Annotated in this window: 23 protein-coding genes and 1 pseudogene; 13 read left to right on the forward strand and 11 right to left on the reverse strand. The window is 62.9% G+C overall.

What is annotated here, in order from left to right; translation table 11 throughout:
- Window positions 1-6: 6 nt before the first annotated feature.
- The 3 genes from RQH14_RS02160 to RQH14_RS02170 are packed head-to-tail and all read right to left on the reverse strand — an operon-like array spanning window position 7 to window position 3,478.
- Window positions 7-1,038 carry a LacI family DNA-binding transcriptional regulator gene (locus tag RQH14_RS02160; RefSeq protein WP_311211694.1) on the reverse strand — a complete coding sequence of 344 codons (1,032 nt, stop codon included), beginning with the start codon at window positions 1,036-1,038 and terminating at the stop codon, window positions 7-9.
- A complete protein-coding gene (locus RQH14_RS02165; protein WP_311211695.1) occupies window positions 1,035-2,615 on the reverse strand; it encodes a family 43 glycosylhydrolase in 1,581 nt (526 codons plus the stop codon). Before RQH14_RS02165 ends, RQH14_RS02160 begins: the two co-directional genes overlap by 4 nt.
- Window positions 2,612-3,478: a PmoA family protein gene (locus tag RQH14_RS02170; RefSeq protein ID WP_311211696.1), complete on the reverse strand. Its 867-nt coding sequence runs from the start codon at window positions 3,476-3,478 to the stop codon at window positions 2,612-2,614. The genes RQH14_RS02165 and RQH14_RS02170 overlap by 4 nt, the downstream gene beginning before the upstream one ends.
- Window positions 3,479-3,786: 308 nt before the next feature.
- Here RQH14_RS02170 and RQH14_RS02175 point away from each other — a divergent pair, with 308 nt between their 5' ends.
- The 4 genes from RQH14_RS02175 to RQH14_RS02190 are packed head-to-tail and all read left to right on the forward strand — an operon-like array spanning window position 3,787 to window position 9,011.
- Complete coding sequence (locus tag RQH14_RS02175; protein WP_311211697.1) at window positions 3,787-5,097, forward strand: extracellular solute-binding protein; 1,311 nt, start codon at window positions 3,787-3,789, stop codon at window positions 5,095-5,097.
- A gap of 33 nt (window positions 5,098-5,130) precedes the next feature.
- Window positions 5,131-6,081 carry a sugar ABC transporter permease gene (locus RQH14_RS02180; protein WP_311211698.1) on the forward strand — a complete coding sequence of 317 codons (951 nt, stop codon included), beginning with the start codon at window positions 5,131-5,133 and terminating at the stop codon, window positions 6,079-6,081.
- Between the two features lie 9 nt (window positions 6,082-6,090).
- The gene (locus RQH14_RS02185; RefSeq protein WP_311211699.1) at window positions 6,091-6,987 is read left to right on the forward strand and encodes a carbohydrate ABC transporter permease; all 897 of its coding nucleotides are present in this window, start codon (window positions 6,091-6,093) and stop codon (window positions 6,985-6,987) included.
- Between the two features lie 44 nt (window positions 6,988-7,031).
- Window positions 7,032-9,011 carry a pectinesterase family protein gene (locus RQH14_RS02190; RefSeq protein WP_311211700.1) on the forward strand — a complete coding sequence of 660 codons (1,980 nt, stop codon included), beginning with the start codon at window positions 7,032-7,034 and terminating at the stop codon, window positions 9,009-9,011.
- An 89-nt stretch (window positions 9,012-9,100) separates the two neighbouring features.
- On the opposite strand, the gene RQH14_RS02195 is transcribed toward RQH14_RS02190, so the two are convergent.
- Window positions 9,101-9,532: a universal stress protein gene (locus RQH14_RS02195; RefSeq protein WP_024819067.1), complete on the reverse strand. Its 432-nt coding sequence runs from the start codon at window positions 9,530-9,532 to the stop codon at window positions 9,101-9,103.
- A 162-nt stretch (window positions 9,533-9,694) separates the two neighbouring features.
- Between RQH14_RS02195 and RQH14_RS02200 the strand changes: the two genes are divergently transcribed.
- Both RQH14_RS02200 and RQH14_RS02205 read left to right on the forward strand, forming a co-directional pair.
- Window positions 9,695-10,501 carry an SDR family oxidoreductase gene (locus tag RQH14_RS02200; protein ID WP_311211701.1) on the forward strand — a complete coding sequence of 269 codons (807 nt, stop codon included), beginning with the start codon at window positions 9,695-9,697 and terminating at the stop codon, window positions 10,499-10,501.
- 106 nt (window positions 10,502-10,607) lie between these two features.
- A complete protein-coding gene (locus RQH14_RS02205; protein WP_011773002.1) occupies window positions 10,608-10,817 on the forward strand; it encodes a dodecin in 210 nt (69 codons plus the stop codon).
- A gap of 73 nt (window positions 10,818-10,890) precedes the next feature.
- Here RQH14_RS02205 and RQH14_RS02210 read toward each other — a convergent pair whose 3' ends face one another.
- Window positions 10,891-11,775, reverse strand: coding sequence for a helix-turn-helix transcriptional regulator (locus RQH14_RS02210; protein WP_311211702.1), 885 nt, complete (start codon window positions 11,773-11,775; stop codon window positions 10,891-10,893).
- 218 nt (window positions 11,776-11,993) lie between these two features.
- Here RQH14_RS02210 and RQH14_RS02215 point away from each other — a divergent pair, with 218 nt between their 5' ends.
- From RQH14_RS02215 to RQH14_RS02235, 5 genes and pseudogenes are all read left to right on the forward strand, one after another.
- Window positions 11,994-12,815: an aldo/keto reductase gene (locus RQH14_RS02215; RefSeq protein WP_311211703.1), complete on the forward strand. Its 822-nt coding sequence runs from the start codon at window positions 11,994-11,996 to the stop codon at window positions 12,813-12,815.
- A gap of 35 nt (window positions 12,816-12,850) precedes the next feature.
- A pseudogene (locus RQH14_RS02220) lies at window positions 12,851-13,822 on the forward strand (aldo/keto reductase).
- Window positions 13,819-14,868 carry an NAD-dependent epimerase/dehydratase family protein gene (locus tag RQH14_RS02225; protein ID WP_311211704.1) on the forward strand — a complete coding sequence of 350 codons (1,050 nt, stop codon included), beginning with the start codon at window positions 13,819-13,821 and terminating at the stop codon, window positions 14,866-14,868. Before RQH14_RS02220 ends, RQH14_RS02225 begins: the two are co-directional and overlap by 4 nt.
- Before the next feature lie 60 nt (window positions 14,869-14,928).
- Complete coding sequence (locus RQH14_RS02230; RefSeq protein ID WP_311211705.1) at window positions 14,929-15,759, forward strand: aldo/keto reductase; 831 nt, start codon at window positions 14,929-14,931, stop codon at window positions 15,757-15,759.
- 2 nt (window positions 15,760-15,761) lie between these two features.
- Window positions 15,762-16,802 (forward strand): beta-propeller fold lactonase family protein, encoded by a 1,041-nt coding sequence (locus tag RQH14_RS02235; RefSeq protein ID WP_311211706.1) that lies wholly within the window; start codon window positions 15,762-15,764, stop codon window positions 16,800-16,802.
- Window positions 16,803-16,876: 74 nt separating this feature from the next.
- On the opposite strand, the gene RQH14_RS02240 is transcribed toward RQH14_RS02235, so the two are convergent.
- Together RQH14_RS02240 and RQH14_RS02245 are read right to left on the reverse strand one after the other, a co-directional pair.
- Window positions 16,877-17,107 carry a hypothetical protein gene (locus RQH14_RS02240; RefSeq protein ID WP_311211707.1) on the reverse strand — a complete coding sequence of 77 codons (231 nt, stop codon included), beginning with the start codon at window positions 17,105-17,107 and terminating at the stop codon, window positions 16,877-16,879.
- Window positions 17,104-17,301 (reverse strand): hypothetical protein, encoded by a 198-nt coding sequence (locus RQH14_RS02245; RefSeq protein WP_311211708.1) that lies wholly within the window; start codon window positions 17,299-17,301, stop codon window positions 17,104-17,106. Before RQH14_RS02245 ends, RQH14_RS02240 begins: the two co-directional genes overlap by 4 nt.
- Before the next feature lie 307 nt (window positions 17,302-17,608).
- Between RQH14_RS02245 and RQH14_RS02250 the strand changes: the two genes are divergently transcribed.
- On the forward strand, window positions 17,609-20,092 hold the full coding sequence (locus tag RQH14_RS02250) for an alpha-amylase family glycosyl hydrolase (RefSeq protein WP_311211709.1): 2,484 nt from the start codon (window positions 17,609-17,611) through the stop codon (window positions 20,090-20,092).
- Between the two features lie 83 nt (window positions 20,093-20,175).
- Here the strand turns inward: RQH14_RS02250 and RQH14_RS02255 are convergent, their stop codons facing one another.
- Window positions 20,176-21,213 (reverse strand): hypothetical protein, encoded by a 1,038-nt coding sequence (locus RQH14_RS02255; protein WP_311211710.1) that lies wholly within the window; start codon window positions 21,211-21,213, stop codon window positions 20,176-20,178.
- Window positions 21,214-21,218: 5 nt separating this feature from the next.
- Window positions 21,219-21,728, reverse strand: coding sequence for a sigma-70 family RNA polymerase sigma factor (locus tag RQH14_RS02260; RefSeq protein WP_311211711.1), 510 nt, complete (start codon window positions 21,726-21,728; stop codon window positions 21,219-21,221).
- Window positions 21,729-21,877: 149 nt separating this feature from the next.
- Between RQH14_RS02260 and RQH14_RS02265 the strand changes: the two genes are divergently transcribed.
- On the forward strand, window positions 21,878-22,855 hold the full coding sequence (locus tag RQH14_RS02265; RefSeq protein ID WP_311211712.1) for a serine hydrolase domain-containing protein: 978 nt from the start codon (window positions 21,878-21,880) through the stop codon (window positions 22,853-22,855).
- A 57-nt stretch (window positions 22,856-22,912) separates the two neighbouring features.
- Here RQH14_RS02265 and RQH14_RS02270 read toward each other — a convergent pair whose 3' ends face one another.
- Together RQH14_RS02270 and RQH14_RS02275 are read right to left on the reverse strand one after the other, a co-directional pair.
- Window positions 22,913-23,965, reverse strand: coding sequence for a nickel transporter (locus RQH14_RS02270; protein ID WP_311211713.1), 1,053 nt, complete (start codon window positions 23,963-23,965; stop codon window positions 22,913-22,915).
- Window positions 23,965-24,666 carry an urease accessory protein UreD gene (locus RQH14_RS02275; protein WP_311211714.1) on the reverse strand — a complete coding sequence of 234 codons (702 nt, stop codon included), beginning with the start codon at window positions 24,664-24,666 and terminating at the stop codon, window positions 23,965-23,967. Before RQH14_RS02275 ends, RQH14_RS02270 begins: the two co-directional genes overlap by 1 nt.
- Window positions 24,667-24,725: the final 59 nt, after the last annotated feature.

The raw sequence follows: 24,725 nt of genomic DNA on the forward strand, positions 1-24,725 counted from the left end.
GCGGGGCTAGTTGGGCGGGGCGGTGCTCGCGCGGACTACCAGTTCCGTGGCCACCTCGAGGGCTGCCGAGGAGCCAAGGCCGGGCTGGTCGATCTGTTCCGCGAGCATGCCCACGGCCATCGATGCCAGCTGAGCGAGCGGCTGCCGGACCGTGGTGAGCGGCGGGGAGGTGAGGGCGGCCTGGGCGATGTCATCGAAGCCCACCACGCTGAGGTCGTCAGGTATTTTCAGGGATCGCTGCGCTGCGGCGTTCATGACTCCGAGGGCCTGCAGGTCGCTGCCCGTGAAGATCGCGGTGGGCCGCTCGGGGAGATCCAGGAGTTCCCCGCCCAGGCGAAGGCCGGACTCGATGCTGAAGTCGCCGTCGCGCACAAACTCGGGAAGGACCGGGAGCCCGGCCTCGTGCAGGGCGGCGGCGTAGGCGGCGTAGCGCGCCCGGCCGTGGCCGGGGCTGTGCACGCGGCCCGTGATGATGCCGATGCGTTCATGCCCCAAGCCCAGGAGATGGGACACCGCGCCCAACGCTCCGGAGAACGACGCCGGGCTGACGCTGGGAATCTGCAGTCCCTCCGAACCTTCGGGGTCAATGGCGACGGCCGGAATTTTCAGTGCCCGCGCCTGGTCCACCAAGGCTGATCCTTGGCGCGGAGCCAGCAGCATCACACCATCCAGGCGGTTGCCGGAGGGCTCCCGCAGTTTCTGCCAGTTCTCCACGGTGGCGTTGACGGCCCGCGTGTAGGCCACGGTGTAGCCGAGCCGCGCAGCTGCAGCTTCCACTCCCTCCATGGTTTCCAGGACCCACGGGGAATCGAAGTTGTTCACCACCAATTGCAGCAGTCCGGGCTCAGTGGCAGTGTTCCGCTTGGTGTAGTCGAGCTCTTCCAAGGCCTGCTGAACACGGGCACGCGTGGCCTCGGAAACGTGCGAACGGCCGTTCAGCACCTTGGAAACGGTGGGCACGGAGACGCCCGCGGCCGCAGCCACGTCTGCAATCCTGGGGCGCGGAGTGGCGGTCAACGGGGCAGTCCTTGAACTCATGGGGAAACTGAAGCGGCAATGCGCGGAGCCGTTGTCCGGCGGACCGGCGCAGTTTCGACCCGCACGGGTCCAACGATAACACTGCCGCTTTGGCTCGAACCCAAGGGTGAGGCCGTGAATATCCCCAGCTCAGCCCCGATCCAGCGTCCCTCCATCACATCGAAATCCCACAGCGGGATCTGCCACGGATCAGTGGGACCAACACGCCAGGCAAAGGTGGCCCGCGGGGTCTCGTCCGTCCTGATCTGAAGTTCGATCCGCGGCCCCGGAAGCTCCACCGCACGCCCCACGGGAAGCTCCTGCGGACCTTCGCTGCCAGTGCCGCTGCCCAGGACATACCCGTCACCCGTCCGTACGATCCCCAGCCAGGCATACCGTTGGCCAAGAACCACGACGCCGGCCCGGGTACCTGCCGGAACATCGTCCAGTTCCAGCGTGGTGGTAAAGGTGGACGGCACGCCGGGGAGGATCTGGCCCAGGACGTTGGGGAGTTCGCGCAGGTTGATGGGATCGTTGGCTTGCGGACGCAGGACCAGATGCCCTCCTCCACAAGTGGACAGCCACTCCTTGCTGGGGTTGGCCTGCCAGTGCCACTGCGGCCCCAGTCCGGGGGACCTGAAGTTGTCGCTGGTGGGAGGAGCCACATCTTCCGGCGAAGTACCCGCCGGGTAGGGGTGGACCAAAACCGGGGTTCCCGGTCCGTCGTCGTCCGCTGTTGTGCCCATCCACGGCCAGCCGTCCGCATCCCAACCCATGGGTTGGAGGTGGACCACACGGCCGAAGGCTCCGCGGTCCTGGAAGTGCAGGAACCAGTCCTGCCCCTCGGGAGTGGTGACCCACGCGCCTTGGTGCGGGCCGTTCACCGGCGAACCACCCTGCTCCAGAACCCGGCGTTCCTCGTAGGGCCCAAAAGGAGACCGCGAGCGGAACACCGACTGCCATCCGGTGGAAACCCCGCCGGCAGGTGCAAAGATCCAGTACCAACCCTCGCGCTTGTAAAACTTGGGGCCCTCCAACGTGGTGAATCCGGGCAGGTCTTCGCCGTTGATGACGTGGGTTCCGTGGTCCAGCAAACGGGTGGCATCGGGGCTCATCCGGTGGACCGTCAGCCGGTTCTTCACCCCGATGCGGCTCTTCGCCCAGCCATGCACCAGGTACGCCTGCCCGTCCTCGTCCCACAACGGGCAGGGATCGATCAGGCCGCGGCCGGCATACAGAAGGTGCGGCGCACTCCAAGGACCGTCGGCCTTCTCCGCGCTCAGGACGAAGATGCCGTGATCCGGATCCGGGTAGAAGATCCAGAATTTGCCGTCGTGATAACGGAGTGCGGGAGCCCATACACCGCTTCCGTGGCGCACCAGGGAGTAGTGGTTGGTTTGCGGCAGTTCCGGAAGGGCATGCCCGGCATGCTCCCAGTCCACCAGGTTTTTGGAGCGAAGCACCGGCAGCCCGGGGACCCGGTTGAAGCTGGAGGCGATGAGGTAATAGGTGCCCTCAACCTGGACGGCATCCGGGTCCGGCCAGTCACCGTTCAGGATGGGGTTGCTGTATTCGGGCACGCGGGGTCGGGCTGTCATGTCGTCCTGTCGGGTGAGTTGCTGAAGTGAAAGTGCTGCTGAAGGAGTTCTTGGGCGTGGTGGCTGGTGGCCACTTTGCCGTCGTGGATCACCGCGTGGAGGTTGAGCGTGAGGGGCTTGTCCCGGTCCGCAGTGACTGGTTTGTCCCACGCGACTGCGGGCCCTGCGCCGACGTACCCTTCGGTTCTGACGAACCAGGGACGGAGCTGCCCGGGGTCCTGCGCGAGTATCACGCCGGCATCCTTGCCCTGCTGCCGTAGTCCCACCAAGAGCCACGGGGACAGGGAACCGTGCGCCGCTTCGACACCCGACCCATCGGAACAGAGCACCTGCACGGGGCCGTCCCCGGGTGGAAAGCGCCAGAAGATTCCACCGTAGCCGGCTCCTGTACGCCCCTTAACGGCCGACGACGACACGGACAATTGCTCCACGGCACCGGCGGGGCGGATCACCGAGGCAAACGCAAAGCTCCACGCGTTCCGAACCGGATGCTCCTGATAGGAGTAACTCCGGCGTTCGCTGGCCACCTGCTGGTCGCTGTGATTGATCCAGGCGATGTCTCCTTCCGAGTGCCCGTCCAGATGCTGCCAGCCCGACGGGATTTGCCGCCCGTGGTTGGGGAGGACCGCCGGACCGTTCCCGGTGTAGGTCGACCCGCCCCAAAAATTGGTTCCGTTCACGTCAGAGAGGGCCAGCGATAAGCCCAGGTGGTGCGGGTGGTCCTCGGGGGCGGCCTCGGTGAGTATCACTCCGGCCCCCGAGCGGATGGGGTGAAGGTAGGGCCTCGGAGCCATGCGGGGGGCCAGATCCTGTCCGGCATTCTCCTGCATCACGTGCGTTCCACGTAGTTGGAAGCTACCCATTGGATCTCCTTCACGGCGGGTTGGCTGGCATTGGCTGGTGTGGGAATCAGCATAATCACGACAGAAAGAGTTCGGCAACATCTTAAGAAAGTTTCTTGAGTAATTTCTCGATATGCATCCCCGATGTGTTGACAGTCACAGCGATTCCTTGCTAGAAATCGTTTACTCGCTACTTTTGAACGTCCCAAACGATCCCTCAAGCCGATTCAGCTGCCCAGCTCCGGCCTCAAGGTGCAGAAAGTTTCTGCACTCTCAAGCTCAAAACCACCACCCACGTCCACTCACGGACATCAGAAAGGCGTCATTCAATGAAGAAGACAGCAAGCACTCCTATCCCGCGCAGGATGGTCCTGGGGGCCGCGGTGGTTGCGGCAGGCCTGGCCCTCACTGGCTGCGGGGGAGGTGGCGGCGCGCAGTCGGGCAGCGGTGGAAACGTGGAGTTGAATTTCGTGTTCTGGGGCGACGCGAACCGCGCCAAGATGACCGAGGCGGCCCTGCGGATCTTTGAAAAAAAGAACCCGGGCATCACCGTCAAGACCGAATACCAGGACAGCGGTCCTTACGCAGACAAGCTCGCCACGCGCTTCGCCGGCGGCAACCCGCCGGACGTCCTGGCCATGGCCAACCGCAGCCTCCTGGAGTACGCCCAGCGCGGCACGTTGGCCGACCTCAAGTCATTCCCCGAGCTGAACCTGGACAAGGTCCCTGAAACCACGCTCAGCCGAGGCGAGGTGGATGGCAAGCTCTACGGCCTCGCCACCGGTGTCACCACCATTGGCATGGTGGTGAACAAAACCATCACGGACCAGGCGGGCGTCACCATCCCGGATGACAAGACCTGGAGCTGGGAGGACTACGCCAGGTTTGCCACGGAAGTCACGCAGAAGACCGGCGGAAAAGTCTACGGAGCCGGTTACGACGTCGCCACCGAAACCGGCCCAATCATCCTCGCCCGTCAACGCGGCGAGGACTTCTACACCAAGGACAACAAGCTTGGCGTCAGCGAGAAGACCATTGAGGACTGGTTCCAGTACAGCGTGGACCTTCGCAAGGCCGGCGGCTACCCACCGGCTGGGTTCTTCGAGCAAATTGGTGGTTCCCCGGCACAGTCGTACTTGGCCAAGGGCACTGTGGCTTCCCAGATCATCCCCATCAACAATTTCCGCGGCTATAACGAGGCCGTCGAAGGCGAAGTGGTCCTGCTGCGCATTCCGGGCGAAACCACCGGCGAGCGCCGTGGCTACTCCGCGGACCCCACCATGTTGTGGTCCATCGCTGCCAAGTCCAAGCACCCCAAGGAAGCTGCGAAGTTGGTGGACTTCCTGACAAACGATGCCGAAGGCGCGGCCGAGGTCCTCACCCAGCGTGGTGTTCCGATCAACCCGGAGGTGGCTGATGCCATCACCCCGAAGTTGAGTGCCGATGACAAGACGTTCGTGGACATGATGGCCGCCATCCAGGAAGACGAACTTCCTGCTGCGTATGTGTATCCGAAGGGCGCCAGTGTTGTGGCCGACACCCTCAAGCAGTTGACCACCGAGGTGGAGTTCGGCCGTGTCAGTCCCGCCGATGCCGCAAAGACTTTCATGGAGAAGAGCAATGCAGCCATCAACAAATAACTCCGGACCTGTTCCTGAGAGGACGGCGGCACCATGTCGGTTCTGACCAAACAGCCTCCCGGCGCCTCCACTCCGGCTCCGACAACGGACGGCAAGCCCCGCATCCGTCCTTCCCGGCGGAAGAAGCAGCGGTCGGGGTATCTGTTCCTGCTCCCCTGGTTCCTGGGGATGCTGTTCACCGTCATTCCGTTCTTCGCCTCGTTGTACCTGGCCTTCACGGACTACAACCTCTTCACCGAGCCCAACTTCGTGGGACTCGCGAACTTCCAGGCGATGTTCGAGGACCCGCGGCTCCTTCAGTCGCTGAAGGTCACCTTCGTTTACACGTTTGTCTCGGTGCCGATCTCCCTGGCTGTTGCTTTGCTGGTTGCCCTGGTGCTGAACCGGGGGCTTCAGGGCCTTTCGATCTACCGTTCCGTGTATTACTTGCCATCCCTGCTGGGCGGGAGCGTGGCAATCGTGATGCTGTGGCGCTACATCTTCGGCAACGACGGCATCGTCAACGGGTTCCTGGGATTGTTCGGGATCCAGGGCCCTGCGTGGGTGACCGATCCGCAGTTCTCGCTGAGCACGCTGATTGTGCTGAACGTGTGGACCTTCGGCTCCCCCATGGTGATCTTCCTCGCCGGGCTGCGGCAGGTTCCGGGCATGTATTACGAGGCAGCCTCCATTGATGGGGCCTCCAAGTGGCGGCAGTTCCGGAACATCACCTTGCCACTGATCAGCCCCATCATCTTCTTCAACCTCATCATGCAGCTCATCGGTTCCTTCCAGACCTTCACCCAGGGCTACGTGATGAGTGGCGGTACGGGTGGTCCGGCGGATTCCACGCTGTTCTACAACCTGTACCTCTACCAGAAGGGCTTCACCGAGTTCGAGATGGGATATGCCTCGGCCATGGCCTGGCTGCTGTTGATGATCATCGCGATTTTCACCGCCATCAATTTCATCGCATCCAAGTTCTGGGTCTTCTACGACAATTAAGGCAACCCCATGGCACTCCTTGATCTACCCCTCAAGCGCAAGCTGGCCAAGCAGGAACAGCCCGAAGATGCCTTGACAGGCACGCCGGCTACCCGCTTCTCGCGACACCTGATCCTCTGCCTGGTGGGGCTGGTAATGCTCTACCCCTTGCTGTGGCTGATCTCCAGTTCGCTGAAGCCCAGCAACGACATCTTCCGGCAGTTGGGGCTGTGGCCGGAGAACTGGGACTTCTCAAACTATGCACAGGGCTGGACCGCCCTGGACCAGCCGTTCCACGTGTACCTGATCAACTCCATGGTCATCGTGATCTTCTCCATCATCGGCAACATCTTCTCCTGCGCGCTGGCGGCCTATGCCTTTGCCCGGATGGAGTTCACGGGCCGGAAGCTGTTCTTCGCCCTCATGCTGGGAACCCTGATGTTGCCGGGCCACGTGCTGTTGGTTCCGCAGTACATCATCTTCTCGCAGCTGGGATGGTTGGATACGTACTTGCCGCTGATCGTGCCCAACTTCATGGCCACGAACGCCTTCTTCATCTTCCTGATGGTCCAGTTCATGAAGTCCCTGCCCAAGGAATTGGACGACGCCGCCCAGATCGACGGTTGCGGCCCCTTCCGGACGTTCATCCGCGTGATCCTGCCGCTCTGTGTTCCGGCCATGGCCACCACCGCGATCTTCACGTTCATCTCCACGTGGAACGAGTTCTTCGGGCCGCTGCTCTACATCCAGAACCAGGACCTCTACACCGTCCCCCTGGCCCTGCGCGCCTTCATGGACTCCGAAGGCCAGAGCATGTGGGGTCCCATGTTTGCGATGTCGGTGGTGTCCATCGCACCGATTATCGGCTTCTTCATTGCCGGGCAGAAGTACCTGATCAACGGTATTGCCACCACGGGGCTGAAGTAGTCCCTCCATCTGAAGCCCCACCTGACAAGACAAAGGAGTTTTGCATGCGCCTGCGACGCCTGCTCGGCGCGGTCACCGCCGTCGTCATTCTTGGAAGCCTTACCGCTGCGCCCGCCCGGGCGGAGCCCATCCACAGCGGTACGGAGTCGTCCGCACCGGCCGCTCTGTGGAAGCAGCGCCCTGACGGGTTCGCTTCCCTGCCCGGCAACGGACTGGACGGGACCACCGGCGGCCAGGCCGGCAGGCACGTCAGTGCGTCGTCGCTGGAGGAGCTGGCGGCCTATGCCGCAGCGGAGGAACCCCTGGTCATCTTCCTCAAGGGCAGGATCACCGCGCAGGACTACGTGAAGATTCCCGTCACCTCCAACAAGAGCTTCATTGGCACCGGCGCGGGCGTGGAACTGGTCAATGCCGGGTTCAAGCTCATCAACGTGTCCAACGTGATCTTCCGGAACTTCACGGTCCGTGATTCCTACATTCCCGGTGACTGGGACGGTAAGCGCCCGGACAATGACCGCGATGGGATCCAGTTGGATACCTCGCACCACGTCTGGGTGGACCACATGAAGTTTGAGCGCATGGGCGATGGCATGATCGATACCCGCAAGGACTCGGACTACCTCACGTACTCGTGGAACGTCTTCGCGGACAACAACAAGGCCTTGGGTGTCGGCTGGACCAGCAACGCGGTCACCAAAATGACAGTCCACCATAACTGGATCCGCAACACCGTCCAGCGCAACTTCAGTTTGGACAACACCGCAGCGGCACACGTCTACAACAACTATCTGCAGGACATTGGCCAGTACGGAATGATGGGCCGCAACGCCGCCAAGGTGGTCCTGGAGGGCAACTACTTCACCGCGGTTGCGGATCCAGTGGTGGCCAAGGATCCAGCGACGGAAGTCCTCAACAGGGACAATATCTTCGATGCGACGCGTGGCCGCAAGGACAGCGTCGGCAGCGCCTTCGACCCCACGCAGTTCTATGCCTACGCCAAGGACGACGCCGCCAAGGTTCCCGGCTTGGTCTCCTCCGGCGCAGGACCGCGCGAAAACCAGACGCCAAGCACGACGACGGAGGTCACCGTAGCGTTGGACGGCACCGGTGACTTCGCCAGCGTGCAGGCGGCCATCGGCTCAATTCCGGTGGGCAACACCCGGCCCCGGACCATCACCATCAAGCCCGGCTTCTACAGGGAAATGGTCAATGTCTGGGCCGACCGGCCCAACGTGACGCTTCAGGGAGCAACAGGTGACCCGTCCGACGTCGTGATTTCCTATGATCTCCCAGCCAACGGCGCCAAGTTCTTCGGTGGCACGTGGGGCGCAGCCGGCAGCGCAACGCTCAACGTCCTGGCGGAGGGCACCACCGTCCGCAACCTCACCGTGGAGAATGCCTACGACGAAGCCGTCAACGGCGGGAGCCAGGCCCTCGCAGTGAGGACCGTGGCGGACAAGGTATCGTTCGACAACACCCGCTTCCTGGGCAACCAGGACACCTACCTGGCTGACACCACCGGCCGGGATGCGACCGCGCGCACGTATCTGAAAAACTGCTACATCGAAGGCGATGTGGACTTCCTCTACGGCCGTGGCACCGCAGTCTTCGATGACTGCACCATCCACTCCCTGAACCGTGGCAGTGACACCAACAACGGTTACATCGTTGCCCCCAGCACCAAGAACTCCAACCCGTACGGCTTCCTGATCGTGAACAGCACCCTCACATCCGATGCCGCGCCAGGAACCGTCAGCCTGGGCCGCCCCTGGTTTGCCAGCAGCGATCCCGACGCCCACCCCATGGCCGTCATCCGCGACTCACAACTGGGCAGCCACATCGCGGTGCAGGGCTGGTCCGACATGAGCGGACATGCTTGGACGGAGGGCCGCTTCGCTGAGTACAACAACACGGGGCCCGGCGCGTACGTCAACGAGTTCCACCCCCAGCTCACTGACCAGGAAGCATTGAAGTTCACCAAGGAGACCTTCCTGGGTGACTGGACTCCGGCAGCAGGTGCTTGAGATGGCGAACCCAACGCGGTAACCCGCCAAGTAACAGCAGAGGCCGTTGTGAACTTCCACAACGGCCTCTGCTACCTACCTTCGGGTGGTTACGCGTCGACGTCCGTGTTGACGATGTACACGTCGCACGGCGCACCGTGGGCAACGCTGTTGGCGATGCTGCCCAGGACGCGGCCCAGGCCCTTCATGCGCTTGTTGCCGACCACGATCAGCGAGGCGTTGTTGGTTTCGGCGTAGTTGATGAGGGCGTTGGCCGGAGTACCGCGGGCTGCGAAGTACTTGATGTTTCCGGCGGGAACGTCCAGCTCCTCGGAGACCTTGCGGGCAACGTATTCCGCTGAGTCGGCGGAGGAGACGGTGATGCGGTCACTGCCGCTGCCGAATTCTTCGATGCGGTCATCGGAGAAGCCGCTGATCACGTGCAGTTCGGCGCCGAGGGCGGTGGCGAACTTCGCTGCTGCCACTGCTGCGCGCTTGGCGGTCTCACTGTTGTCGACGCCGACCACAATAACTTCTGACATGAGTACTCCTGGTTGTGGGGATTCACTGGGTGCTGCTGCAAGAAAATCTACACTCCATCATCATCTGCCGGGATGACCCTTTTGTGCCGGGAGTGTTTATGCCCAGTATCACTGGGTAGGGATACATCTATCGGAATGATCACCCGAGCGAAAGGCAGGACCATGAGCGACGCACCATTTTCCCCGGTGACAGCCATTGTCACGGGATCGGATTCAGGCATCGGACGGGCCACGGCAGTGGCTCTGGCCAAGGCCGGCATGGACGTAGGCATCACCTGGCACACGGACCAGCAGGGCGCAGAGGAAACCGCGGAAGAGGTCCGCGGCCTCGGCCAGAAAGCCGTGGTGCATCACCTCGACACCACAGACGTCCAGGGGACGGTAGAAGCAATCAACCAGCTCGCTGAGGAACTCGGCGGCGTGGACGTCTTCGTCAACAACTCCGGAACCGGTGACGGCACCAAGTTCCTTGACCTCGACTTCCAAACCTGGATGTCCACCTTGGACACCAACCTCAACGGGGCGTTCGTGGCCATGCAAACCGCGGCGAAGCGCATGGTGAAGGCCGGCCGCGGCGGGCGGATCATCGCCGTCACCAGCGTGCACGAATTCCAGCCGCGGGTGGGTGCCTCCGCCTACGACGCTTCAAAGCACGGATTGGGCGGGCTCATCAAAACCATGGCCTTGGAACTGGCCGAGTACGGGATCACCGCCAACAACGTGGCACCGGGCGAGATTGCGACGCCCATGACCGGGCAGGAAGACGAGGATCCCACACAGAAGGAAAGGCCCGGAGTTCCGCTGGGACGCCCCGGTGATGCACGCGAAGTCGCCGCCGTCGTCGCCTTCCTCGCGTCCCCGGCGTCGAGCTATGTCAATGGAGCGTCCTGGCCCGTGGACGGTGGAATGTTGCAGATGGGACCGCAGGCCGGTTCGCACATCACCAGCAATGATTGGCGCGAAAGCTAGGCCAGTGCAGGCTCTGGCCGCACGGAGATCCGTGGGCTAGTCTGCTTGGACGGCCTGCCTGGCGGGCCGGATTTTCCAGATTCGTAAGACGTTGATGAGGAGCACCATGGCTGGCCACACATATAGCGTTTCCGAAATTGTAGGAACTTCCACCGAAGGCGTTGACGACGCGATCAAGAATGGCATCGCAACAGCTTCCCAGACCCTGCGGAACCTGGACTGGTTTGAGGTCAAGGAAATCCGCGGCCACCTCGAGGACGGCGCAGTGGCCGACTGGCAGGTCACCATCAAGCTCGGCTTCCGCCTGGAGCGCTGACTCTGGCGCTGACACCCTCTCTACCCACCCGCGAGATGGCAGTTGATGACAGTTCCGGAGCTCCGGATTGTCATTAACTGCCTTCTCGGCGGGCGGGTTCGGTTGCGGGGACTTCAGCTTGGGTGCCCATGTCGCCAAAGTTCAAGAGCGTCAAAGCGTCCGACGACGGCGAACCCGCCTTGGCCGAATAGACCCGAAGGAGCTGGTCGGGGTCGTCCGGGAGACCCAGGGTTTCAAAGTTCAGTTCCAGGTCGCCTACCACCGGGTGGTGCAACCGGACCGTACCTGCGGAGCGCGTGGCCACCCTGTGCCCGGCCCACCACTGACGGAAATGCTCACTGTGGACAGCAAGTTCGCCCACCAGCTGGTTGGTTTGGGGGTCGTTGGGATGCCGGCCCACATCCATGCGCAACGCCCCGACGGCCTCGGCGGCCACGGTCTTCCAATCCCTGAACAGCGCTCCGGCCGCCGGATCCAGGATGGTCCACCGCGTCAGGTTCCGCTCGGCTGCAGGCAAAGCCGCGAAATCGGTAAACAGCAGGTGGGCCAGCCGGTTTCCGGCCAGGACATCCGCGCGGCGGCCCAGCACCAAGGCGGGAACATCTCCGACGGCGTCCAGCAGCTGCCGCAGGGCCGGCCGCACCTTTTGCACGGGGCCGGGGCTTCCTGCCGAGCTGGCACAGTGTTCCAGCAGGTCCATCATGTGTGCCTGCTCCCCCGCGTCCAGGCGCAGTGCGCGGGCCACGGAATCCAGGACCGCCTTGGAGGGGTGGATGTTCCGGCCCTGTTCCAGGCGTGTGTAGTAGTCAGTGCTCACGCCGGAAAGGCGTGCCACCTCTTCGCGGCGGAGTCCGGGCACTCGGCGGGCACCGCCGGACTCCTGCGCCCCGGCGTCGTCGGGTGAGAGGCGGGCACGCATGACTTTGAGGAATTTACCGAACTCGGCGCTTTGACCCATCCCTCCATTCTGCCGTTCGGGCTGTGTGAAAGACCACCATTGTGGGTAGGACTCCCAGACCTAGGAAAAACAGGATCAGGCTGGATTGCTGACTCTGTGGACAAAACTGCATAGGCTCAGTACAGGGCCTCCGAAAACGCTTTCTTGACCAGTCCCCGCCAGGGACACCAAGAAGCTGGAGCGTCAACGCCATAACCATCCCGTCGAAGGAGACCGTCATGCCAGAGCTGACATTGAACAACGGCGTCACCATTCCCCAGCTCGGATTCGGTGTCTTCCAAGTACCTGCCGAGGAAACCCAGAGGGTAGTGGAAGATGCCTTTGAGGCCGGCTACCGCCACATCGACACCGCTGCCGCGTACCGCAATGAGGCAGGGGTAGGCGCTGCCATCGCAGCCTCGGGGATTCCCCGCGAGGAACTCTTCATCACCACCAAGCTCCGCAACGGTGAGCAGGGCGAAGCCTATGACGCGTTTCAGCGCAGCCGGGATGCCTTGGGGCTGGAGGTCATCGACCTTTACCTGATCCACTGGCCGGTCCCGTCGCAGGGCCTCTTCACCCAGGCGTGGAAAGAAATGGAGAAGCTGTACCAGGACAAGCAGATCCGTGCCATCGGCATCTCCAACTTCCTCTCCGACCACGTGGACACGCTGCTCAAAGAGGCAGCCGTGGTTCCGGCCGTCAACCAGATCGAAGTCCACCCCACGTTCCAGCAGGGCGCACTGGCCGCTAAGTGCCGCGACTTGGGCATTGCCGTGGAGGCCTACAGTCCCTTGGGGCAGGGCAAGGACCTGAACGCCGAGCAGGTGGCGTTGGTGGCTGCAGCCCACGGCACTACTCCTGCACAGGTAATCCTGGCCTGGCATCTGGCACAGGGAACCATCGTGATCCCCAAATCAGCGGACTCCACCAGAATGCGCGAGAACTTTGGCGCAGCCGACCTCTCCCTCACCGAATCCGAACTGGCAGCCATCACGGCACTGGAGGCGGGCGCGCGCATCGGCTCCGATCCCGCCGTCGCAGCTTTCACCCAGCTCTAAGCCCTGACTGTACAAAACAAAGGAACTCAACAACCATGCAGTACACGCACCTTGGCCGCTCCGGCCTGAAAGTCTCCCGCCTCTGCCTGGGCACCATGAACTTCGGTCCCCAGACGGACGAAGCAACGGCCCATTCGATCATGGACTCCGCGCTGGATTCCGGCATCAACTTCTTTGACACCGCCAACGTATACGGCGGGGCCGGGCACCGCGGCTGGACCGAGGAAATCATCGGCCGCTGGTTCGCGAAGGGCGGCGAGCGCCGCGAACGGACCGTTCTGGCCACCAAGTTGTACGGCACCATGACTGACCGGCCCAACGAGTCCAAGTTGTCGGCACTGAACATCCGGCGCGCGCTGGACGCGAGCCTGAAGCGCTTGCAGACGGACTACATCGATATCTACCAGTTCCACCACATTGACCGAGATACCCCCTGGGACGAGATCTGGCAGGCCATTGACGTCGCCGTCCAGCAAGGCAAGATCCTGTACTCGGGCAGCAGCAACTTTGCGGGCTGGCACATTGCCCAGGCGCAGGAAGCTGCCCGGAGGCGGAACTAAACCGGCTTGGTCAGCGAGCAGTCCATCTACAACCTCTTCCGGCGCGAACTGGAGCTTGAGGTCATTCCGGCGGCCCAACAGTATGGTCTGGGCCTGATTCCGTGGTCGCCGCTGCAGGGCGGGCTGCTGGGTGGCGTCCTCAAGAAGGAGGAGCAGGGAGTTCGCCGTGCTGAGGGCCGGGCCCTGGAAACCCTCAAGAAGCACGAGGACCAGATCCGCCAGTACGAGGATTTCGCGGACGAACTGGGCCACGCGCCCGGCGACGTAGCGCTGGCTTGGCTGCTTCACCAACCCGCTGTCACGGCACCGATCGTGGGCCCCCGCACGCAGGAACAACTGGATGCAGCCATCCGGGCACTGGACGTCACGCTGAACGAGGACGCCCTCAAGCGGCTGGACGACATCTTCCCGGGCCATCGCCCCGCCCCCGAAGACTACGCCTGGTGAGCAGCTTCAGCGACCCCAGTTTCCCCGGCAACCTCGGAACGGCGGCGGACACCGTTGCGCCGCGGAACATCCTGTTCATCGGCGGAACCGGCGTCATCAGTGCGGCGGCGGCTGAACGCGCCGTCGCACTGGGTCACCGGCTGACCATCGTCAACAGGGGACGGTCAGCCGGTCGGCCGACCCCCGAGGGTGCCGAAGTCCTCCACGCGGACATCCGCGACCCGCTCGCAGCGCGGGAACTACTCGGGGGAAGGGAGTTCGACGCCGTTGCGGACTTCATCTCCTTCACCCCGGACCAGGCGCTTGCCGGGATGGAATTGTTCCGTGGGCGGACGGGTCAGTACGTGTTCATCAGTTCCGCTTCGGCGTACCAAAAACCGCCAACAACACTGCCTATCCGTGAATCGACCCCACTGAAGAACCCGTTCTGGCAGTACTCCCGGGACAAGATCGCCTGTGAGGAACTGCTGTTCGAGGCCTACCGCGAACAGGACTTTCCGGTGACGGTGGTACGGCCATCCCATACCTACGATCGCACCAAGATCGCCATGGTGGGCGGGTGGACCGACATTCACCGCATGCGCGCGGGGATGCCCATCCTGGTTCATGGAGATGGAACCTCGCTCTGGACTTTGACCCACAGCAGGGATTTCGCCAAGGCCTTCGTCGGACTGCTGGGCAGGCCGCAGGCTATTGGCGAGAGCTACACCATTACCTCGGATGAGTTCCTGCCGTGGAATCAGGTCTATCGCCTGTTCGCGAGGGCAGCCGGCGTTGCGGAGCCCGAACTCTTCCACGTTTCCTCAGAGACCATCGCCGCCCACAGCCCGGAGCTTGGCCCCAACCTGCTGGGCGATCGCTCCCACTCCGTGGTGTTCGATAACTCAAAGATCAAGGCGCTGGTTCCTGATTACCGGGCCACCATCCCGTTCGCGGACGGCGCCCGGGAAATCGTGGAGTGGCACGATGCCCACCCGGAGCTGCAGGTAGTGAAGGAAGACTTCATGGAGTTGAGTGATCGGCTCCATGACTGGTCACGAAGATAACTGTTGCCAAGCAGCCAGCGGTCAGCGTAGAAACAGAGAAACCCAGAGGAGACCCAGCCCATGGCACTTGCCCCACTGATCGAAGTGAACGACGGTTTCAAAATCCCGCAACTGGGACTCGGCACGTGGCCACTGAATGACGCCGAGGTGGCCGACGCCGTGGTGGAGGCGGTGTCACATGGCTACCGGCACGTGGACACGGCAAAAAAGTACGGGAATGAGACGGGTGTGGGCAACGGCATCCGCGCCTGTGGAGTGAGTCGTGAAGACCTGTTCATCACCACTAAGCTGGATGGCGAATTCCAAGGCTCCGGTAAGGCCATCGACGGGCTTGAAGGATCGCTGGAACGCCTCGGCCTGGAGTATGTTGACCTGCTCCTGATCCACTGGCCGCTCCCGCGCCGCGGCGAGTTCGTCTCCACGTGGAAGACCTTCGAGGAACTGCAGGCCTCCGGGAAAGTTCGCTCCATCGGCGTCTCCAACTTCAAACCGGCGCACCTTGACCAACTGTTCCGGGAAACGGAGGTGGTGCCGGCGGTGAACCAAGTCCAGGTCAGCCCTTCCATCCCCCGTCCGGCAGCCCGGGCTTACAACGAGCGGCACGGCATCATCACAGAGTCCTACAGCCCGTTGGGTGCCAGCAGCGATCTGCTCAACGCGCCGGTGCTGGCAAGCATCGGCGGGAAGTACGGGAAGACTCCGGGCCAGGTGGTGCTGCGGTGGCATGTCCAGCAGGGGCTGGTTGCCATTCCCAAGACCGCCAATCCGGAACGGATGCAGGAGAACCTGGACGTGTTCGATTTCGAGCTGGATCAGGAAGACCTCTCCAAACTGCAAACCCTCGACGCCGGACCTGACGCAGGCGTCGACTCGGACGTGCAGGGGCACTAAGCATGGAATCGAAAACCACTGACACGCTGATCTGGGTGGGGTCCTACACGGCGGACCGGAACGGCAACGGCAAAGGCATCGCCGTGCTCTCGGCAGACGACCACGGGCACCTAACGTCCGCCGGTTTAGCGGTTGCTGCCAACTCGCCGTCGTTCCTTGCGCTGCACCCCACGCTTCCGCTGGTTTACGCAGTCGCCGAGGAAGGTAAAACGGTCCGGGCCTATCGCCGGACGGGCGAGGCAGAACTGGAGGCCTTCGGTGAGCCCTGGCCTGCCGGAGAGGCCACCTGCCACGTTGCGGTGGATCCCCACGGCCGTTTCATTGTGGCCACCTGTTGGGGTGACGGCCAGGTCATCCTCTACGAACTGGACCACGACGGCGCCATCACCTCGCGCACCAGCGCGGCAGCCGCCGTCGATCCCCACTTCACGGCACCCACTGAAGGCGAACGTCCCAGTCGCGCGCATTCGAGCCTGATGCTCCCCGACGGCCGAGTGATGACCACCGATCTTGGGCATGACCTGGTCCGCGTGTGGAAGTATGCTCCCGGCGAAGGCCTGCAGCCCGATCATCAGGTGGTGCTTCCCAAGGGCTCGGGCCCGCGGCATATGGCACGGCATCACAGCGGGTCCGTGTTGGTGGACACCGAGTATTCGGTGGAGGTGGCCATTGTCAGGATGGAACCGGATGGCACGTACGAGCTCACGGCCGTTGTTCCGGCCAGCGTCAACAAGCCGTTCGACGGCGACTCCGGAGCGGAGATCGCGTTGTCACCGGATGGCCGCTTCGCCTACATGGGCGTGCGCGGATCCAACCGCATCTGCGTACTGAAGGTGACCCACGACGGCACTGGGCTTGAGCCCCTTGCGGACGTTCCGTGTGGCGGTGACTGGCCCCGCCATCACCTGGTCCGCGAAGGCTGGCTGTACGTCGCCAACGAAGGGTCGGACGACGTCGTAAGTTTCAGGCTGGACCCGGCCACCGGCTTGCCGGACGGCCCCGTGGGCCGCGTGGAGACGGGCTCACCCAGCATGCTGATTTAACTACCGCCGAGGTGGCATTTAATACGTATGATCCGCTCAGACATTGGTATTAAATGCCACCTCGGCGAGTCTTTTTAGACGGACCAGACCTGGACGTCGTCAGTGCCGCAGAGCAGCTTGCGGCCCGTCGGTTCGAGGACCACCCAGAGCAGTTCCTGGTGCTTGGAGACGTCGTCAACGCGGCCTGTCCCGGCGCCCCAGGCGACGTCGTAAATCCACACAGGATCGCCGGAGCTGAGCTCGGACCACTCTGCGGCAGGAACGTGCCGGTAGTCGGCGGGCCGGTTCAGGATGGAGCTGGTCACGCTGACACTTCGGCGGCCGTGCGGCGCCGCCAGACAGTTGCTACTCCGTTGTGGGCAGGAAGCACGTGGCCCTCGGGGAACACCTGGACGGCGTCCGGATCGGACTCCGGGCTCCACAGGCCCGATGCCGGGCAGTGGGAACCGGTAGGCATGGTGCGGGTGGCTCGTTCGCGCAGGAGGGCGATGCTCTTCATCGTTGAAACTCATCCTTGGGAGTAGATCGGGGCACTGCGTGGTGTGAAGCAGATCTCTTCAACCCTATGCAAGTCACAAGGGCTGCGTTATGGACAAATGCATAGCATTCCAGGGGACGCTGATGCAGGAGCACAGTGCCGAAATCCCGAATTTCCAGCCAGGGCTGCTGCAAACGCTTCCAGTAATTGGTGCCCTACAGACTTCTTCACATCCAGTAACTAATGCAGAATCTGGATTAAGAGTACGCAAGCGCTTACAGTTGTGACTTGTCCCACAGCACTGTCGCTTAGCGGAAGGTTCCATCACTTGTTAACTCGCAGCTATAGACCTGCCCTCCCCCAACAACGCCGCCCCCTGGGCCGCCTCGCCGCCGTCGTCCTCACGACGGCGGCACTCACCGCCACAGCGATCCTCCCCGCAGGCGCCGCTCCCGCCGCCAAAAAGCCGGATCCCGCAGCCCAGCACTCCATCCGCGGAGGGGTCAGCGACCAGAACTTCTACTTCGTCATGGCAGACCGCTTCAACAACGGGACCACCACCAACGACGACGGCGGGCTGGGCGCGGATCCCATGGTGTCCGGCTTCGATCCCACCCGCAAAGGGTTCTTCAACGGCGGTGACCTGAAGGGCTTGCAGGACCGCCTGGATTACATCCAAGGGTTGGGAACCAACGCCCTCTGGCTCACGCCAAGCTTCAAGAACAAAGCAGTCCAGGGTGACGGGACCGAAGCGAACAGTTCCGCTGGCTATCACGGATATTGGGTCACGGACTTTACGCAGATCGACCCTCACTTGGGCACCAATGCCGAGCTGAAGACCCTCATTGATGTTGCCCACGCGCGGGGCATGAAGGTGTACTTCGACATCATCACCAACCACACGGCGGATGTCATCCAGTACCAGGAGACTCAGTCCGCACCCTACATTTCCAAGGAAGCCGAGCCCTACCGGACGGCTGCGGGCGACGTCTTCGACGACCGCGATTACGCCGGAACGCAAGACTTCCCGGCCTTGGACCCGGCGACGTCGTTCCCGTACACGCCCGTGGTCCCGGCCGCCGAGAAAGACGTCAAGGTTCCGTCCTGGCTGAACGACCCCACGCTCTATCACAACCGCGGCAACACCAACTTTGCCGGCGAGGACTCCCTCTACGGCGACTTCTTCGGCCTGGATGACCTGTTCACCGAAAACCCCACAGTGGTCAACGGGATGATGGACGTTTACAAAACCTGGATCCGCGACTTCGGCATCGACGGTTTCCGCATCGACACCATGAAGCACGTCAACGATGAGTTCTGGCAGCAATTCGGACCCCAGGTTCTCAGCTACGCCAAGGAACAGGGCAAGGACGAGTTCTTCATGTTCGGGGAGGTCTTCGACACCTCAAAGAGCATCACGTCCAAATTCACCACCAGGAACAAGATGCAGGCTGTGCTGGACTTCGGCTTCCAGGGCGCGGCCCGCAGCTTCGCATCCCAAGGCAGCAAGGCCACCGGGCTGGCCGACTTCTTCAACGGGGATGATTGGTACACCGACGCCGATTCCAACGTCTACCAGCTGCCCACATTCCTGGGCAATCACGACATGGGCCGTATCGGCACGTTCATCGCCCAGGACAACGCAGGAGCGTCCGACGCCGAACTGGTGGAACGCGACGAGCTGGCCCATGAGCTGATGTACTTCTCGCGAGGCAACCCGGTGGTCTACTACGGAGACGAGCAAGGCTTCACGGGCGCGGGAGGCGACCAGGATTCACGGCAGACCCTGTTCGCGAGCAAGGTCCAGGAGTATCTGGATGACGACCTCCTGGGCACCAACTCCACCCACGCCACGGACAACTTCAACACCGAGCACCCGCTGTACAAAAAGATCAGCGAACTCGCCGCGCTCACCGCTGAGCACCCCACCCTCCGCACCGGGGCGCAGCAAAACCGCTACGCCGCCGACGACGCCGGGATCTACGCCTTCTCCCGTATCGACGCCAAGGACCAGCGCGAATACCTCGTGGCCGTGAACAACAGCGAGACGGCCCAAACAGCCGCAATTCCCACGTATGAGGCGAAGCAACCGTTCAACCTGGTCTACGGTGACGCCGCCGCTCATGCGAAAACCGATGCACAGGCAAAGCTGAACGTCACCGTCCCGCCGCTTTCCGCCGTGGTGTACGAAGCAGCGGGGCGACTCGCGAAGTCCAAGGCGGCGCCCGCCGTCGTGCTTAAGAAGCCAGTCACCGCGGCCGGCGACGCGTCCCGTGTGAAGGTGACAGCCGACGTCGACGGCAGCTCGTTCTATGAGGTAACGTTCCAGTCGCGTACGGCCGGCGGCGAGTGGCAAGCGATCGGCACGGACGACAACGCGCCGTACCAAGTGTTCCATGACGTGTCCTCGCTGGAGGCGGGAACGTCCGTGGAATACCGCGCCGTGGTGCTGGACAACCGGGGGCAGACATCGGCCAGTGAGCCGCGCAGCGGTGTGGTGGGTGAACCCACCCAGCCCGAGTCCGTTTCCGTGGCCGGCAGCCTCAACACCGAACTGGGCTGCACCGAGGACTGGCAGCCGTCTTGTGAGCAGGCATTGATGACCTACGAGCCGACGCATCGGCTGTGGCAACTCAACGTGCCCAACCTGCCCGCCGGAAGCTACGAATTCAAGGCCGCCATCAACGGCTCCTGGGCTGAGAACTACGGCTTGGCCGGCGCCCCGAACGGCAGCAACATCGCGGTGAAGCACGACGGCGGCCCGGTCACCTTCCGGTACGACCCCGCCAGCCACCTGGTCACCGTCCGCTAACCAACCCGTCCGCCGACCCAAAGTAAGTTGCAGTTGAGGCCGTTTTGAGCTCTCAGAACGGCCTCAACTGCTACTCAGATGGGCTATTTGTAGCTCAGGCTCAGGAGCAAGGACTTGAGCTGGGCGTACTGCGTGGTGCCCATCCACGCCTTGGCTGCCTCGGGGGTTGCGAAGGTGGGCTGCTTGTCGAAGTCGAACAGCACGTAGCCGTTCATGAATCCGTTGGGCATCCTGATCAGGTTGGTTCCCGAGTCCGTCTCCCCGGACTGAAGCTCCGAGGCCAGGCGAACGTCCATGAAATAGGACATATCACCCAGGACTTTGGCACTGCCCTCCGGCGCTCCGTACGGAACGTACCTGGCTTGGTTGGCCGCGAAACCAAACTCCACAGGATTGCCGGAGATATCCCTCAGCCCTGGGACGGCAGCCCGGTCATAGACAGTCCGGGTTACCTCGCCCGCGGTGCCGTCTCCGTAGAACCCGCTGCCCACCATTGCCACCTTGGTGCCTGCACTGTCCAGGATGGTGGCCCCTTGGGATGCAGCCTTCGTTTCCTCGGAAAGATAGGGCCCCTGCTCCGTATATGCGCTCCAACCAACCGGAAGCGTGAAGGAGAGGTGCCCGTCGGGGAAGGTGAAGGTCCGCGAAAGGGAAGCGTGCGGCAATGTCGTGGTGGAAACGGGGGTAGGTGCCACCACGGGAACGGTTGGAGCCGGCGGGGAAGTGGGCGCGGCAGCCGTTGCCGTAGCCGTGGGCGTCGCTGATGGCGTAGCCGACGGTGTCGCCGTGGGTGTTGGCGTGACGGAAACGCTGGGCGTGGGTGTCGCTTCAGTGGAGGTGACTGTGACGGCAGGTGCCGGCGCGGTGTTCACCGAGCCAAGGTTGGCGGCTACCAGCACTCCCGCCGTGACGGCCGCAGCTGCGAGCAACAGCCCGCCCGCAATTTGTGCCTTACGTCGCCTGCGCTGGTCAAGGGACGCCACTGCCGCCACCGGGTGGCTGTCGCTGAACACCGTGGAGCCCGAAAGGATCCTGTGCAGCGCTTCTTCTCCGTTGGGCTCAGCAATTGGATCGACAGTGAGCGGGTCAATCGCTGAAATCTGGTTCTTGATCGGATCCATTGTCTTCAGACCCCCATCTTTTGTGTGGTGGTTTCGGCCCCTGCAGGCATCTGTTTCCGGAACGCCGTTCGGGCCCGGTGGAGGCGGACTTTGGCCGCCGATTCACTGCACTGCAGCACGCCCGCTATTTCCGCGGTACTCAAGCCGTCCCAATAGGCCAGCTGGAGGATGTCCCGGTCCTGTTCACGCAACCGGATCATGGCATCCTGTACCGCGACGTTTTCGGACTCACCGCCAAACCGCTCCACCGCCGTCGTCCGCAGCTTTTCCTGCAGCGCCAGCCGCCGGTCGCGGGTTCTGTACGCGTTCCCCACCAGATTCCGCGCTACCGTCAGTAAATACGGGAGCTCCGGGCGTGAGTCGTCGGTCCACTTCTGCCAGACGATGCGGAACACGTCTGCTGCGATCTCCTCCGCTGCCTCGACGGATTCAACGCGTCGACAGACGAATTTGAAGACGGATGGGTAGCTGTCTTTGTGAATGGCGATGAACGCCAATTCGCGCTCGGAAAGCACGATTATTTCCCCCTGATATAGAGCCCTGAACTGCAGGATACTTGTATAGTTTCCGGCCAGGCCGCCACGGTTACAGGCGTTGGCAAGTTTCTTCAGTCACCCGCGATAGATTCGACGCACAAAGCCCTCAACGAGAGCGTGGAAGAACCATGATGGAAACAGGACCCTCCGCAGACTGGGCCCGTAAGCAGGTAGACCTTGGGCGCGTGCCGGTTGCTGTGCTGGGGATCGCGTCCAGCCACGGCATCGAGGACGTTGTGGCCTTCGGGACCGACGGCGGCAGGCAAGCCACGGCCGATGACCACTTTGCGCTTTTCTCCGTCACCAAACCCATCAGCGCCTTGACCGTGATGCGGCAGGTGGAGCAGGGCAGGTTGTCCCTGGGTGCCTCCCTTGACGCGGCCGTGCCCGGATTCGGCGCCCGACGCACGGACACAGTGACCTTGGAGCAGTTACTCAGCCACCGTTCCGGTATTGCGGACCCGGCGCTCGACGGCGGCACTCCCCTCCGCGAGACTCTCACCTCAGCGGAGCAAGCCTTCTACGCGGGAAGCCTGGTCCAGTACTGCAACATCGCTTTTGAAGGGGCCGCCGCGATGGCCGAGTGGGCAGATGGGCGCCCGTTCGAGGAGCAACTGCTTGCCCTGGCAGCGGACACCGGCGCTGGATCGCTCACGTTCAGCTCGGACTGCAACCCGCACACGGTCCACGGCACCGAGGCTGCGGGTCTGAACGTGGAGGGTATGTACCAGCACAGGCATCCCGGCGCGGGCCTGTTCGGCACCGCCACGGACCTGCTCAATCTCGGTTCGGAGCTGTTGCGGGATTCGGGGAAAGCAGTACGGCCCGCAACCCTTGCTGCCATGCGCCGGCCCCGCACCACGGAGGTTTCCCACATCACTACCCGGCCCGCTCCCCTGCGGCACACGGGCTTGGGTTTCCAGCTGCCCGCCAACGAGTCGGAACTTTTGGCGAAGGGGATCTACGGCCACCCCGGCTGGTCCGGGACCGAGTGGTGGATGTTCCCGGACCAGGACCGCTGCGTCGTGTTCCTGACGAACGTGCTGGACGCCCCGGACCTGGGCGTGGATACGAACGAGTTGTTCAACGCGGTGGCAGCTTCCTAGCCCAAGTAGGTAGCAGTTGAGCGCGTTTTGAGGCCGCTAAACGCGCTCAACTGCGACTTAGATGGGTTGCGCTGACCGCCCATGCCGGCCACGCCAGGCTGATACGGCCCACACGAGCACGAACAGTCCCACCAGGATGAGGCCGGCGTCGCCAAGGTCAATGCCGCCGAGCCACAAGGTCAGCGGGTCCTCAAGTTCAAATGCGGAATTCACGAACCCACCCAGCGTGATGACCGCGATGAACAGCGCCGAGACTGCCGAGATGCCGGTGATGACGGCGTTGAAGCCGAGCTTGCGCCGCGGGTTGCGAATAGCTGATGTGTACATCTTCATCATGGCCACGCCGTTGACTGAATCGCACAGGGTCATGGCGGCAGTGAACGCGAGCGGGAGGGCCATCAAGGCGAGCGGTGAGACCCCGGCGAGTGACGCCGTCGTGGTGATGACCAGCAGCCCGATGGTGGTGGCAGTGTCGAACCCGAGCCCGAACAGGAAACCGATGACATAGATGTTCCGTGGCCGCTCCACCTTGGACAGCGGCTTGGCGAGCAGGCGGGCCACGAAACCCTTCGCTTCGAGGTCCTCTTGGCGCACTTCCCCGCCGGCCTGCACCCTCCGGTAAACCTGCGTGGCGCGGACGAACGCGGAGCCGTTGAACAGGCCCATCGCCAACAGGAACAGCCCGGAGACACCGCTGCCGATCAAGCCCAGCACCTTGTTGCCGGTGGTGCCGTCCTCCATGAACTGCCCAATCAACGTGGCACCCGCCACCACCAACAGCCCCGCCAGGATCACCACGGAACTGTGCCCCAGGCTGAACGCAAACCCCACGCTCACGGGGTCCTTGCGCTGTGCCACGAACTTTCTGGTGGAATTGTCGATCGCGGCAATGTGGTCCCAGTCGTAGCTGTGTTTGATGCCGGCCACATATGCGGTGACCACCAGTCCCAGCGCCAGCGGCTGCGCGGCGCCTGCCGTACCCGCAAGCAACAGCACGACGGCGGCAACGTGCAATGCGGCCACGGCACCGAACGTGAACAGCAGCCGGGCCCGCAGGGACAACGTCTCCCGCTGCCGGTACATGGTGGCGAACTCGGTCAGTGCAGTCATCAGTATTTCCTCAGGTTCAAGGGTCCCTGCCCGTACCAACGTTCCCGCAGGACGCCGGAGCAAACACCCAGCAATGTGTTGAGTTCCTCAGTGCTGTTGGACAACGATCGCAGCACAAGCCCAGTAGTCCCGGCAATAGTCGCCGTCAAGGAAACTCCCGTGTACGCATCAAAATCACGGGAAATGCGGTCCAAGTCATCAGCAAGCCCCTGGTCAACCCGCGGGTCCACCACCACCAAAGATCCCAAGTGGCTGAAGCCCTCCATGAACCCCATCCCGGTTACGTCGTTGACGGGTGGGCGAATCAGCAGGTTATCGAGGGCCAACAGTTTTGGTCCGTTCCCGCTCTCTATCCAGATCTCATTCCGCAGCCGGACCTCTTCGAATCTGAAGGATGCGCCGTCCGGCGACCACCCCGGCGTTACCACCTCCGCCATGACAAGGCACGACGTCGGGTGGAGACTGATGTGCGTATTCTGCCGGTAGCTCGCCTCCCGGTAGGCAATCAACTGATCGGGCATCAGCTCCAACCGCGAGCCCTCCCCCAGCCGGACACTCATCCGCTGCTCAGCAAACGACCCCGGAGTCCGATACACCTTGGTGGCGGACTGCGTGGTCAACAGCAGATCCGCCCCCGCCCCAACCTCCACCTCAACAACAAACAGATCAGCCCCCAAATACGCCCCGCCAGGATTGACCATGACATAACAAACCTGCCCGCTCTCATCCAGATAATGCGGCCTAAGCACCCTCAAAGCGC

The organism is Arthrobacter sp. WCS2018Hpa-7 (genome assembly GCF_031843805.1).
GTDB lineage: Bacteria > Actinomycetota > Actinomycetes > Actinomycetales > Micrococcaceae > Arthrobacter.